Source organism: Streptomyces pinistramenti, assembly GCF_020564935.1.
Classification (GTDB): Bacteria; Actinomycetota; Actinomycetes; order Streptomycetales; family Streptomycetaceae; genus Streptomyces; species Streptomyces pinistramenti.
Genome location: NZ_JAJCXB010000053.1, coordinates 26,120 through 38,820 on the forward strand (window position 1 = coordinate 26,120; position 12,701 = coordinate 38,820).

Annotated in this window: 13 protein-coding genes and 1 tRNA gene; 3 read left to right on the forward strand and 11 right to left on the reverse strand. The window is 72.8% G+C overall.

The window, feature by feature from the left end; all coding sequences use genetic code 11:
• Positions 1-35: 35 nt before the first annotated feature.
• Complete coding sequence (locus tag LIU39_RS27695; protein WP_227049639.1) at positions 36-443, reverse strand: DUF488 domain-containing protein; 408 nt, start codon at positions 441-443, stop codon at positions 36-38.
• A gap of 164 nt (positions 444-607) precedes the next feature.
• Between LIU39_RS27695 and LIU39_RS27700 the strand changes: the two genes are divergently transcribed.
• Positions 608-681: transfer RNA gene (locus LIU39_RS27700), tRNA-Pro, on the forward strand.
• Positions 682-749: 68 nt separating this feature from the next.
• Here the strand turns inward: LIU39_RS27700 and secD are convergent.
• From secD to LIU39_RS27720, 4 genes are all read right to left on the reverse strand, one after another.
• Positions 750-3,125, reverse strand: coding sequence for a protein translocase subunit SecD (gene secD, locus LIU39_RS27705; protein ID WP_227049640.1), 2,376 nt, complete (start codon positions 3,123-3,125; stop codon positions 750-752).
• A 68-nt stretch (positions 3,126-3,193) separates the two neighbouring features.
• A complete protein-coding gene (locus tag LIU39_RS27710; protein ID WP_227049641.1) occupies positions 3,194-3,691 on the reverse strand; it encodes a hypothetical protein in 498 nt (165 codons plus the stop codon).
• A 62-nt stretch (positions 3,692-3,753) separates the two neighbouring features.
• Positions 3,754-4,467, reverse strand: a complete 714-nt coding sequence (locus tag LIU39_RS27715) for a response regulator (RefSeq protein ID WP_227049642.1) — start codon at positions 4,465-4,467, stop codon at positions 3,754-3,756.
• Complete coding sequence (locus tag LIU39_RS27720; protein ID WP_227049643.1) at positions 4,464-5,417, reverse strand: HAMP domain-containing sensor histidine kinase; 954 nt, start codon at positions 5,415-5,417, stop codon at positions 4,464-4,466. The genes LIU39_RS27715 and LIU39_RS27720 overlap by 4 nt, the downstream gene beginning before the upstream one ends.
• Positions 5,418-5,832: 415 nt before the next feature.
• On the opposite strand from LIU39_RS27720, the gene LIU39_RS27725 reads away from it, so the two are divergent.
• Both LIU39_RS27725 and LIU39_RS27730 read left to right on the forward strand, forming a co-directional pair.
• Positions 5,833-6,159 (forward strand): TraR/DksA family transcriptional regulator, encoded by a 327-nt coding sequence (locus tag LIU39_RS27725; protein WP_227049644.1) that lies wholly within the window; start codon positions 5,833-5,835, stop codon positions 6,157-6,159.
• A gap of 53 nt (positions 6,160-6,212) precedes the next feature.
• Positions 6,213-6,584, forward strand: coding sequence for a TraR/DksA family transcriptional regulator (locus LIU39_RS27730; protein WP_227049645.1), 372 nt, complete (start codon positions 6,213-6,215; stop codon positions 6,582-6,584).
• A gap of 12 nt (positions 6,585-6,596) precedes the next feature.
• On the opposite strand, the gene LIU39_RS27735 is transcribed toward LIU39_RS27730, so the two are convergent.
• From LIU39_RS27735 to LIU39_RS27760, 6 genes are all read right to left on the reverse strand, one after another.
• Positions 6,597-7,139 carry an arginine repressor gene (locus tag LIU39_RS27735; RefSeq protein WP_227049646.1) on the reverse strand — a complete coding sequence of 181 codons (543 nt, stop codon included), beginning with the start codon at positions 7,137-7,139 and terminating at the stop codon, positions 6,597-6,599.
• 8 nt (positions 7,140-7,147) lie between these two features.
• Positions 7,148-8,353 (reverse strand): acetylornithine transaminase, encoded by a 1,206-nt coding sequence (locus tag LIU39_RS27740; RefSeq protein WP_227049664.1) that lies wholly within the window; start codon positions 8,351-8,353, stop codon positions 7,148-7,150.
• Positions 8,354-8,361: 8 nt separating this feature from the next.
• Positions 8,362-9,303 carry an acetylglutamate kinase gene (gene argB, locus LIU39_RS27745; protein ID WP_227049647.1) on the reverse strand — a complete coding sequence of 314 codons (942 nt, stop codon included), beginning with the start codon at positions 9,301-9,303 and terminating at the stop codon, positions 8,362-8,364.
• Positions 9,300-10,454 (reverse strand): bifunctional glutamate N-acetyltransferase/amino-acid acetyltransferase ArgJ, encoded by a 1,155-nt coding sequence (gene argJ, locus LIU39_RS27750; protein WP_227049648.1) that lies wholly within the window; start codon positions 10,452-10,454, stop codon positions 9,300-9,302. Before argJ ends, argB begins: the two co-directional genes overlap by 4 nt.
• Positions 10,455-10,521: 67 nt before the next feature.
• Positions 10,522-11,550: an N-acetyl-gamma-glutamyl-phosphate reductase gene (gene argC / locus LIU39_RS27755; protein WP_227049649.1), complete on the reverse strand. Its 1,029-nt coding sequence runs from the start codon at positions 11,548-11,550 to the stop codon at positions 10,522-10,524.
• Positions 11,551-11,836: 286 nt separating this feature from the next.
• Entirely contained in the window at positions 11,837-12,586 is a 750-nt protein-coding gene (locus LIU39_RS27760; protein ID WP_227049650.1) for a dienelactone hydrolase family protein, read from the reverse strand.
• Positions 12,587-12,701: the final 115 nt, after the last annotated feature.

A 12,701-nucleotide genomic window follows, 5' to 3' on the forward strand; every position in this document is an offset into this window, starting at 1 on the left:
GGTCAGCAGCGGTCCTACGGAGTGTCGCGGGCCCGTCAGCCGGCCTCGCGCAGCGCCTCCAGCAGGATCTGCACATGGCTGTGCGGCAGGTCCTTCGTCGCGGTCAGCAACGTCAGCGGGCCGTCCGCCGCCAGCTCGCGCAGCCGCCGCAGCGCCACCTGCGGCTGCGGCTCACCCAGCTCCTCGCGGTAGCGGCCGGCGAACTCGTCGAAGCGCCCGGGGTCGTGGCCGTACCAGCGGCGCAGGTCGGGCGACGGCGCGGCGTCCTTGCACCACTCGGTCAGCCGGGCGTCCTCCTTGGAGACGCCGCGCGGCCACAGCCGGTCGACCAGGACGCGGGCGCCGTCGGCGGGCTCGGCCGCGTCGTAGATCCGGCGCACCTGGATGTCGCTCCCGGAGCCGCCGTTTCCCGGGTGTCCGGTGCCATGCGATTCCTTTGCCATAGCCTCATCGAAACACGTCAGGCACCGCTCCGCCGGTGCGCGCGGCACCCCCGTACGACCGCCTCCCGCGGGCCGTCGGAACCCCCGCTTTGGATTCAGGGCACCGGACAGGGTATTTTTCTTCTGCACGCACCGACCGGAGGTCATCCGGCCGGAACGAGCACCGGGACGTGGCGCAGCTTGGTAGCGCACTTGACTGGGGGTCAAGGGGTCGCAGGTTCAAATCCTGTCGTCCCGACGGTGCGAAAAACCCGCTGACCGGAGAGAAATCTCCAGGTCAGCGGGTTTTTTCCTGCGCGCCCCCGATCAGACCTGCGCGCCGTTCCCGGGCCGTTGCCCCGGACCACGGCGGGTGCCTGCCGCTCTCCGCCCGCCGGACCTGCGGCCGGCCGGACGCGGCGCGGGGCTGCCGCTGCGTGCCTCCAGCGCGATGGCCAGCGGCGTCGCGGTGAACATCGAGGAGTACGTCCCGACGCCGATGCCGATCAGCAGCGCCACGGCGAAGTCGGTCAGCGAGTCGCCGCCCAGGACGGCGAGCGCGGCGAGGATGAAGACGGCGCCGATGCCGGTGTTGACGGTGCGCGGCACGGTCTGGAGCAGGGCGGTGTCGGCGATCTGCGGGAACGGGGTGCGACGGGCGGCCGCCCACAGCTCGCGCACACGGTCGAAGACCACGACGGAGTCGTTGACGGAGTAGCCGATGACCGTCAGCAGGGCCGCGAGGAAGACCCCGTCGACCGGCTTGCCCAGCCAGGCGAAGACGCCGACGAGGATCAGCACGTCGTGTGCCATCGCGGCGACCGCGGAGACCGCGAACGTCCAGCGGAAGCGCAGCGCCAGGTAGGCCATCTGACCGGCGAGCGCCACACCGAGGGCGATCAGCGCATTGCGGCGCAGCTCGTCGCCGAGGCTGGGCCCGATCAGCTCGTCGCGTACCTTCTGCGCGCCGCCGCCCAGTGCGTCGACCACCTCGCCGACCCGGTCCTCCTGTTGGCCGGTCAGCCGCTCGGTGCGGACCGTCAGCTCCCCGTCGCCCGAGGTCTGGACGACCGCCCGCGGGAAGCCCGCGTCGCCCAGGGCGGTACGGGCCCGCTCGGCGTCGACGGGGGATTCCGTCGTGTAGGCGATCTGCCGGCCGCCGGTGAACTCCACCCCGAAGTCGAGGCCGCGCAGCGCGATGCCGCTGGTAGCCAGGATCAGGGCGGCGGCGGATCCGGCGAGCCAGCGGCGCCGGTGACGCATGAGGGACGGGCCGCGGCGGACGAGCAGGCGGCGCACCCGCCCGTGACCTGCGATGCCGGACAGCCGCGGTCGGCGCTCCAGGGCCTTGCGGGTCACCGCGTACTCGGCCAGGACCCGGGTGACGAGCAGGGCGCTGACCATGGAGGCCAGCACGCCGACGGACAGCGTGACGCCGAAGCCGCGGACCGGCCCGGAGGCGAACAGGAACAGCAGTCCTGCGGCGAGCAGGGTGGTGACGTTGGAGTCGGCGATGGCGCTGAAGGCGTGCCGGAAGCCGGCGGTCAGTGCGGTGCGCAGGCTCCGGGGCGCGGCCGCTGACCCGTCGCTGCGGGTCGCGCGCCCGCTGCCGCCGGCCGCGTACTCCTCCCTGGCGCGTTCAAAGACCAGCACATTGGCGTCCACCGCCATCCCGACGGCGAGCACGAAACCGGCGAGCCCGGGGAGGGTGAGGGTGGCGCCGACGGCGAGCAGTGCCGCGTACGAGAGAAGCGCGTAGCAGGCCAGGGCGAGCGTGGCGAGGAAGCCGAGCAGCCGGTAGACGACGGTGAGGAACACGGCGGTCAGCGCGATGCCGAGGGCCGCCGCGCGGGCGCTGGAGTCGATGGCGGCGGCGCCCAGGGTCGGGCCCACGGTCCGCTGTTCGACGACCTCGACGGGTACCGGCAGCGCGCCGCCGTTGACCAGCAGCGCCAGTTCGGCCGCCGCTTCCTGGTCGAATCCGCCGGTGATCCGCGTCGAGCCGCCGGTGATCCCGGTGCCGCAGGCCACCGAGGTGTCGACCTGCGGCGAGGAGATGACCTTGTCATCCAGGACGATGGCGGCCCGCCGGGCCGGATCCCCCGGCGGCGCGCAGGCCGCCTCGCCGGTCAGCCCGGCCCAGGCCCGCTCCCCCGTGCCGCGCAGATCGAGGCCGACGAACCAGCCGGCCCCGGTCTCCGCGTCGAACTGCGCATCGGCCCGGTCCACCTCGGCGCCGGTGAGAGCGGGCGGCCCCAGGCGCAGGTGCGCGCCGGATGCGTCGGGGAGGACCTTCTCCGCCGGGTCGGCGGTCTTCTTCTCCTTCCGGTCCTGCTGCTGCGGACCGGGGGCCGTGCCGAGGACCGGGTGGACGGTCAACTGGGCGGTGCGGCCGAGCACTTCGGTGGCCTGCTCCGGATCCTGGACGCCGGGTAGTTCCACGACGATCCGGTGGTCCCCGGAGCGGGCGATGGACGGTTCGGCGACACCGAGGGCGTCCACCCGGCGGCGCAGCACCTCCAGTGTGCGGTCGGTCGCGTCCCGGTCGGCATCGGCCGTCGGGGAGTCGCGGGTCTCCAGGACGATCTGCGTACCGCCGCGCAGATCGAGACCGAGCCGGACGGGCTGTGTCACGGCGAGAAAGGCGGACAGGGCTAGCAGGGCGAGCGCGAGCAGCGCCCGCACCCTGGTGGCGCGGGTCATCAATGCCTCCAACAGGCATACCGCGGCCGGGAGTTGCCGGACGCGGCGGAAAGCGACGGGGACGTCGGTCAGCTGCTGGAGTGGGGCGGAGCGCGGTCCAGGCACCGTCCGGCGTACCGGAGGCGGTCCTGGCGGGCGGGGCGCAGGCGGGGCAGGCGGGGGCCGGCGCGCAGCGGGGGCGCCCAGCGGTACGCGGATGCGGTGCCGGGCGCGGGCAGGTGCGGGTGGCCGGGCTCGTTCCCGCACGGCGTGCCCGGCCGCAGCGCGGAGAGCGGGGGCCTGGCGGAGGGCGCGGCCCGCTGCGGGGTGCCCGCGCAGGGGGTGGCCTTGTGGCGGATGCCGAGGTCTGGGGTGCGTGAGTGTGGGGTGTCCGGGGTGGTGCCGGAGTGCCGGGTGTCCGGGTGCGGTGCGGTGGCGTGGAGAGCGGGCGCGGTGGCGGCCGTCGCCGGGGACGCGGCCGGGAGGAGGCCGACGAGCAGGGCGGTGAGCGTGAGCAGGGTGTGCAGCGCGCGGCCGCCCCGGATACGGAGCGCGCCGCCGGGCCGCCGTACGGTCCGCCGCGCCATGCCCCCTCCTCGTATCCGGTGTGTCCCCGTCCGCGCCCCCGCCCGCCCGCGCTCGCGGCGCGCTACGGCTCGATCAGGCCGACCCTGATCGCGTACCGGGTCAGCTCCAGGCGGTCCCGCATGCCGAGCTTGTGCAGCATGTTCGCGCGGTGGCGTTCGACCGTCTTGACGCTGATGACCAGGGTGCGGGCGATCTCCTTCGACGAGTGGCCCTCGGCGATCAGCTTGAGGATCTCCTCCTCGCGCACGGTGAGCACCTTGTCGGGGACGTCGTCGCCGCGCCGGACGCGGTCGAGGTAGTTGCGGATCAGGGCGGTGACCGCGCCCGGGTAGAGGAACGGCTCGCCGCGGATCGCGGCGCGGCAGGCTTCCACCAGGTCCCGGTCGGCGACCGACTTGAGCACATAGCCGGAGGCGCCGGCCTTCAGCGCCTCGAAGAAGTACTGCTCGTTGTCGTACATCGTCACCATCAGGATGCGCAGGCCCGGTTGGAGCGCGGAGAGTTCGCGGGCCGCCTGGAGGCCGGTCATCCGGGGCATCGCGACGTCCAGGATGGCCAGGTCGGGGCGGCTGCTGCGGGCCAGCGCCAGCGCCTCGGCGCCGTCCCCGGCCTCGGCGACGACTTCGAGGTCCGGCTCCCCGTCCAGGATGAGCCGGATGCCGCGGCGGACCAGCGCGTGGTCGTCGGCGAGGAGGATGCGGGCCGGGCGGAGCGTGCGCGCGTCCGCGGGGGACGCGTCCGGGCGCGACGGGTGGGTGCGGGGCGGGTGCGTCATGCGGCGTCCCGGGGCAGCGGAACGGTCAGCCGGACCCGGGCGCCGCCCGTGGGACCTGCCCCGATGTCCAGGCCGGCGTCGATGAGCAGCGCACGCTCGCGCATCCCGCGGATACCGGCGCCCTCCCATGCGTGGCCCAGGCCGCGGCCGTCGTCGCAGACGTCCAGCACGACCTCGGTACGGGAGTGCCGCAGGGTCAGTTCGACGTTCCTGGCGTCGGCGTGCCGGGCCGCGTTGGTCAGCGCCTCCTGGGCGACGCGGTACAGCACCAGCTCCGTCTCGGGGCCCAGGGCCGGCAGGTCGGGGGCGCAGCGGCGGTGCACGGCGAGGCCGGTGTGGGTGGCGTAGTCGGTGGTCAGCGCGGTCAGCGCGCTCACCAGGCCGAGGTCGTCGAGGACGCCGGGGCGCAGTCGGCGGGCGAGCCTGCGGACCTCGTCCAGGCTCTGCCGGGTGGTTTCCTGGGCGTGCTGGAGGTCGGCGCGCAGGGTGTCCGGTGCGCGGTCGGCCGCGCGTTTGAGTTCGAGCAGTACGGCGGTCATGCTCTGTCCCACCTCGTCGTGGAGTTCCTGGGCGATGCGGCGCCTTTCGGCCTCCTGGGCGGAGAGCACCCGGGCGGTGCTGGTGGCGCGCTCGGTTTCGAGCCGGTCGAGCATCTCGTTGAAGGTGCGCAGCAGTTGGGCGACCTCGCCGTGTCCGGCGACCGGCAGCCGGTGACCCTGCCGCAGCAGGTCGACGGTGGTCATCTGCTGGGTCAGCCGGTCCAGCGGGGCCAGTCCGATGCGCAGCAGCGCTGCGTTGGCGACGAGCATGACGACCAGGCCGCCGATCAGGACGACGGCCTCGGTGAGCACGACGGGGACGGATACGGTCACCGGCGCCCACAGCAGCAGCGCGGTGGCCGCGCCCAGCACCACCGCGTTGAGCCCGAAGATCCGCCAGAACAACGACACGGCCACAGCGTGCAAAACCTCCTCGTTTCGGCCACTCTCCCATCCACCGCGCCCACGGGGACGGCCGGGTCCTGACCGCCGACGACCCGGTACGGCCCAGCCTGCCGGTGCCGGGGAGGCCACGTCGATCGGGTACGGCAGCCATCCGCCGCACCGGATACGCGGGGCGCGGGCAGGCGGTTACAGCTCAGGCGCCCCCGGAAATGGGTGCCGGCCCCCATGGCAGGAACCGGCACCGGCGGCCAGGGTGGGGCCAGTCCGTCCGTCCGCCCTCGACCCCGCACCACCTGCCTCGCCCCGCCCCGGTGCCCCTCGATACGGCGTTCCGGGGCCGTGACGGATCCACCGCGGATTCGCTACGTGCCGGAATCCGCAGCGGATCCGGCCGGGGTGTACCGGAAAGGAACCGTCCGTCATGTCGCCAGAAGCGGCCCACGCCGATCCCCGAGCCGAGCGGCTCACCGCGCACGATGCCCGCGGGCGCCTCGCGCACGAGCGTCATTCCCGTCTGACGCAGCTCGCCGCCATCGAGGAGAGCGCGCCGCCCGGTACGGACGCGCTGCTGGCGGTGCAGACCCGGGCGATCCGGCAGGTGCTCGCCGAGATCGACGCGGCGGTTGCCCGCCTGGACGCGGGGACGTACGGGGACTGCGGGCGGTGCGCGAAGCCGGTGCCCGTCGAGCGGCTGGAGATCCTGCCGTACGCCCGCTGCTGCGTCGGCTGCCAGGAACGCACCGTCTGACCGGCGCCGGACGCGCCGCTCTCCCTTTCGCCTCTCCCGGAGGATGTGACGTCGTGCCCCACCAGCTCATCGATGCCGGTCCGGCAGGTCTGGATCCCGAGGAACTGGCCGCGCTGCGCGCGAACCTGGAGGACCAGCGCCGGTTCCGCCACGATCAGCTGCGGGAGTTCGAGCGGTCCGCCGCCTCGCGGGATCTGCGGCCTGGCGAACGTGCCTCACCGGGGCAGCTGGAGGTGCACGTCCAACTGGCGGCCTCCGCCCGGATGGTGCTGGTGGACGTGGAGGCCGCCCTGGAGCGGATGGACCGCGGCGGCTACGGCCGGTGCCACCGCTGCGGTCTGCCGATTCCGTTCGCGCGGCTGGAGATCGTGCCGCAGGCCCGGTACTGCGGCGGCTGCCACCGGGTCAAGGAGACGGCGCACTGAGCGCAGGCCCGCTCAGTGCGCCTTCTGTGCCAGCCGCAGCAGATGGTCGGCAAGCGCCTGGCCGCCCGCGGGGTCGCGGCTGATCAGCATCAGGGTGTCGTCGCCCGCGATGGTGCCGAGGATGTCGTGCAGTTCGGCCTGGTCGATGGCCGAGGCGAGGAACTGCGCGGCGCCCGGCGGCGTGCGCAGCACGACGAGATTGGCCGACGCTTCGGCCGAAATGAGCAGTTCGCCGGAGAGCCTGCGCATCCGCTCCTCCTTGGCCGACTCCCCCAGCGGCGCCCGTGGCGTGCGGTCGCCGCCCTCGCTGGGCACCGCGTAGATCAGCTCACCGCCGGTGTTGCGGATCTTCACCGCGCCCAGCTCGTCCAGGTCGCGCGAGAGCGTCGCCTGGGTGACGGTGAGCCCGTCGTCGGCGAGCAGCTTCGCGAGCTGGCTCTGGGAGCGGACCGCCTGCCGGTTGAGGATGTCCACGATCCGGCGGTGGCGGGCGGTGCGGGTCTGCGGTACGGCCTGGCCGCCGACCGGCGTCTCGTTGTCCTGCGCCTCGGTCATCGTTGTCGTCAGTCTCCGGATCGTTGTTCCCCGTCGGCCCCTTCGCGGACCGTGTCGAGGACGGCGGGGAGCCTGTGGAGGAACGTATCCGCATCGTCCTCGGAGAGGATCAGCGGCGGGGCGAGCCGGATGACGTCCGGCGCGACCGCGTTCACCAGCAGGCCCGCGTCCTGAGCCGCCTGCTGCACCTGGGGCGCGAGGGGCTCGGTCAAGACGATACCCAGGAGGAGGCCCGCGCCGCGGACTTGGTCGACCAGAGGGTGCACCGACGCCTCGATGCCGGCCCGCAGCCGCTCGCCGACCCGCTTGACGTGGTCGAGCAGCCCGTCCGCCTCGATGGTGTCCAGCACGGCGAGGGCGCCGGCGCAGACGATCGGGTTGCCGCTGAACGTCGAGCCGTGCGAGCCGGGGGTCAGCAGCTCGGCGGCCGGGCCGAAGGCCAGCGTCGCGCCGATGGGCAGGCCGCCGCCGAGGCCCTTGGCGAGGGTGATGATGTCGGCCTCGACACCCGGCGCCTGGGCCGCGAACCAGTGCCCGGTCCTGCCGATGCCGGTCTGGATCTCGTCGAGTACCAGCAGGGTGCCGGTGGCGGCGGTGATCTCCCGAGCGGCCTGGAGGTAGCCGGGCGGCGCCGGGACGACGCCGTTCTCGCCCTGGAGGGGTTCCAGGATGACAAGGGCGGTGTCGGTGGTGACGACGGCGCGGAGTGCGTCGACGTCGCCGTACGGGACGTGGTCGACGTCGCCGGGCAGCGGCGCGAAGGGGGCCTGCTTGGCGGGCTGGGCGGTGAGCGCGAGGGCACCCATGGTCCGGCCGTGGAAGCCGCCGGCCGCGGAGACCATGTGCCGGCGCCCGGTCAGCCGGCCGATCTTGAAGGCGGCTTCGACGGCCTCGGCGCCGGAGTTGGAGAAGTAGACCCGCCCCTGGCGGCCGGCCAGCGCGAGCAGCCGTTCGGCGAGGGCGACCGTCGGCTCGGCGACGAAGAAGTTGGAGACATGGCCGAGGGTGGCGACCTGGTCCGACACGGCGCGGACCACCGCGGGGTGGGCATGGCCGAGCGCGTTGACGGCGATCCCGCCGAGGAAGTCGAGGTATTCCTTGCCGTCGGCGTCCCACAAGTGGGTGCCTTCGCCACGTACCAGGGCCAGGCGGGGGGTGCCGAAGTTGTCCATCATGGCGCCCTGCCAGCGCCGTTCGAGGCCCGCGTTGTCCATCGGCTCGCTCATACCGTCCCCTCGATCGTGTCCGTGTCCGGCACGACCATCGTGCCGATTCCTTCGTCGGTGAAGATCTCCAGCAGAATCGAGTGCTGGACCCGCCCGTCGATGACCCGGGCGTTGCGCACGCCGTTGCGGACGGCGTGCAGGCAGCCCTCCATCTTGGGCACCATGCCGCTGGCCAGGTCGGGCAGCAGCTTCTCCAGCTCCGTGGCGGTGAGGCGGGAGATCACCTCGTCGCTGTGCGGCCAGTCCTCGTACAGGCCCTCGACGTCGGTGAGGACCATCAGCGTCTCGGCGCCGAGCGCGGCGGCCAGCGCGGCGGCCGCGGTGTCGGCATTGACGTTGAAGACACCGGATGCGTCGCCCTCGTCGCTGCTGCGGGCGATGGAGGAGATGACCGGGATCCGGCCGTCGTCCAGCAGCGCCTGCACCGCGCCGGTGTCGATCGCGGTGACCTCGCCGACCCGTCCGATGTCGACCTGCTCGCCGTCGATCACCGCGTAGTGCTTGGTCGCGCTCATCAGCTGGGCGTCCTCGCCGGTCAGGCCGACGGCGAGCGGCCCGTGCCGGTTGAGCAGGCCGACCAGCTCGCGCTGCACCTTGCCGGCCAGCACCATCCGTACGACGTCCATCGCCTCCGGCGTGGTGACCCGCAGGCCCGCCGTGAACTCCGACTCCAGTCCGAGCCGGTCCAGCTGGGCGCTGATCTGCGGGCCGCCGCCGTGCACGACGACCGGGTGCAGTCCGGCGTGCCGCAGGAAGACGACGTCCTGGGCGAAGGCGTTCTTCAGCTCCTCGTCGACCATGGCGTTGCCGCCGAACTTGACGACGACGGTCTTGCCGTGATGGCGGGTCAGCCAGGGCAGCGCCTCGATGAGGGTGCGGGCCTTGGGCAGTGCGGTGTGCTTGCGGGTCGCGCCGGTGGCGGCGGGGGAATCGCTCATGACGAGTACGCGCTGTTCTCGTGGACGTAGTCGGCGGTCAGGTCGTTGGCCCAGATGACCGCGGACTCGCTGCCGGCCGAGAGGTCGGCGGTGATCCGCACCTCCCGGTACCGCATGTCGACAAGATCACGGTCCTCGCCCACCGAGCCGTTCTTGCAGACCCAGACGTCATTGATCGCGACGTTCAGCTGGTCGGGCTCGAAGGCCGCCGACGTCGTGCCGATGGCGGAGAGCACCCGGCCCCAGTTGGGGTCCTCGCCGTGGATGGCGCACTTGAGGAGGTTGTTGCGGGCGATGGAACGGCCGACCTGGACGGCGTCGTCCTCGCTCGCGGCGTTGATCACCTCGATGCGGATGTCCTTGCTCGCGCCCTCGGCGTCGCCGATCAGCTGCCGGGCGAGGTCGTCGCAGACGGCCCGTACGGCCTCGGCGAACTCCGTGCCGTCCGGGACGACGCCACAGGCGCCGGAAGCGAGCAGCAGCACCGTGTCGTTGGTCGACATGCAGCCGTCGGAGTCGACCCGGTCGAAGGTGGTACGGGTCGCCGCCCGCAGCGCCGTGTCCAGCTCGGCGGCCGGTACGTCGGCGTCCGTGGTCAGCACCACGAGCATGGTCGCGAGGCCCGGCGCGAGCATGCCCGCGCCCTTGGCCATCCCGCCGACCGTCCAGCCCGCGCCGCCGGCCACCGCCGTCTTGTGCACGCTGTCGGTGGTCTTGATCGCGATGGCGGCCTTCTCGCCGCCGTGCTCGGTCAGTTCGGCCGCGGCGCGCTCGACTCCGGGCAGCAGCTTGTCCATCGGCAGCCGCAGCCCGATCAGGCCGGTGGAGGCGATGGCCACCTCCCCCGCGTTGTGGCCGGCGAGCACATCGGCGGCCTTCTCCGCGGTGGCGTGGGTGTCCTGGAAGCCGAGCGGGCCCGTACAGGCGTTGGCGCCACCGGAGTTGAGGACGACGGCGGAGACCCGGCCGCCCTTGAGCACCTGCTCGGACCAGACGACCGGCGCGGCCTTGACGCGGTTGGAGGTGAACACCCCGGCGGCGGCGAGGCGCGGCCCGTTGTTCACCACGAGGGCAAGGTCCGGATTGCCGTTCTGCTTGATCCCGGCGGCGATACCCGCCGCCGTGAACCCTTGTGCTGCGGTGACGCTCACTGCTTCTTCTCCTCCATCGCTTCTCCGGCCCCGCCGGTCACGCCCTGCTGCCCCGTGCCCTTCCGTGTCACGGGGCGACCCCGACCTTCGGGAGCCCCGTGTCCTCGGGGAGGCCCAGGGCGATGTTCATGCTCTGCACCGCGCCGCCTGCGGTGCCCTTGGCAAGGTTGTCGATGGCGCAGATCGCGATGATCCGGCCGGCCGCGGGGTCGAGGGTGACCTGGAGCTGCGCGATGTTGGACCCGTACACGGCGGCGGTCGCCGGCCACCGGCCCTCGGGCAGCAGGCTCACGAACGGCTCGCCGTCCAGCGCCTTCTCGTACGCGCTGCGCACCGCCGCCGCGTCCACTCCGGGCTTCGCCTTCGCGGTGCAGGTGGCGAGGATGCCGCGGGCCATCGGCGCGAGGGTCGGAGTGAAGGAGACCCCGACCCGCTCGCCGGCCAGCGCGCTGAGGTTCTGGATCATCTCCGGGGTGTGCCGGTGCCCGCCGCCGACGCCGTACGGACTCATCGAACCCATCACCTCCGAGCCCAGCAGGTGCGGTTTGGCCGCCTTGCCCGCTCCCGAGGTGCCGGACGACGCGACGATCACCGCTTCGGGCTCGGCGAGCTGCGCCACGTAGGCGGGGAACAGCGCGAGCGAGACGGCGGTCGGGTAGCAGCCGGGGACCGCGATGCGCTTGGTCCCCTTGAGCGCCTCGCGCCCGCCGGGCAGTTCGGGAAGCCCGTACGGCCAGGTGCCCGCATGGGCCGAGCCGTAGAACGCCTCCCAGTCGGCGGCGTCCTTCAGCCGGAAGTCCGCCCCGCAGTCGACGACGAGAACCTCGGGCCCCAGCTCATCGGCGACCGCCGCGGACTGCCCGTGCGGCAGCGCGAGGAACACCACGTCGTGGCCCGCCAGCGCCTCGGCCGACGTCGGCCCGATCTCGCGCTCGGCCAACGGCAGCAGATGCGGCTGCACGGCACCCAGTCGCTGCCCGGCGCTGGAGTGCCCGGTCACCGCGCCGATCTCCACCTCCGGATGCCCCAGAAGCAGACGCAGGACTTCACCCCCCGCGTACCCACTCGCACCGGCCACTGCTGCTCGCACCGCCATGGTCCCTCCTCCTCGATGGCATGACTATACGGAGTGTGGCAGTTTTATGCAATCTGCGCGCGGAGGATCCCTCACACTCCGATCACATCAGCGGGATCCTTCTCCGTCGTACGCACAGGGCCGCTCCCCCGAGGACACGTACGCGGATGCCGGAGCCGTGGCGCGCCCGGACCGGTGCGGGCCGGAAGGGCTGATCGCCCCGCACGTGATCACCGATTCGGTACGCGGCCGGCCGTGGTCGGACGGGGGCCGGACGCGTTCGCTCACGGCTCCGGAGCCGTGGGCTTCAGCAGTCGGCCAGGGTGCGGTCGAGGAGGGGGAGCAGGCGGTCCCAGTGGCGCTGCAGTGCGGCGGGGTTGAAGGCTTCGGTGTCGGACATGGTGAAGCCGTGGATGGTGCCGGGGTAGATCTCGGTGGTGTAGCCGACACCTGCGGCATCCAGTGCCTGGTTGAGCTCGCTGATCGCCTCGGGCGACATGTCGCCTTCGGCGAGGCCGATGTGGACCTGGGCGGTGAGCTCGGGGATGCGGCGGTGCGGACTGTCGGGCGCGTCGGTGACCAGGAAGCCCGGGTGGAATCCGGCGACGGCGGCCACCTGGCCGGGGTGGGCCGTCGCGGTACGCATCGCCAGGACGGCGCCCAGGCAGTAGCCGATCGTGGTGACCGGTCCGGCGCCGACCTCGGGCTGGGCGGTGAGGAACCCGAGGTAGGCATCGGCGTCGCGCAGGACACGTGCGGTGGTGTGCGCCTCGATCAAGGGCATCAGCTGGGCGATGACCGCGGGCCGGGCCTCTTCTCCGATGTGCTCGGGAAGTTCGATCACCGGCGCCGGGCCCTGCCGGTAGTAGAGGTTGGGGACGAGCACGTAGTACCCGTGCTCGGCCAGTTCGCGGGCCATCTCCTTCAGCACGGGCCGCACGCCGAAGGCGTCCGGGTACAGCAGCACCCCCGGGTGCCGCTCGCCACGGTCGGGGAAGGCGGCGAAAGCGTCGGCCTGGCCGTCCGCGGTGGGAATCTGCAGAGTCTTGGTGGGCATGGCGGATCATCTTTCCTGGGACTGACGCCGGCGCACAAGGGACGAGATCAACCAGAGATCAACCCGGCGATGACCGACGAACACCGGCAAAACGGCGCGAACCGTAGTAATGATG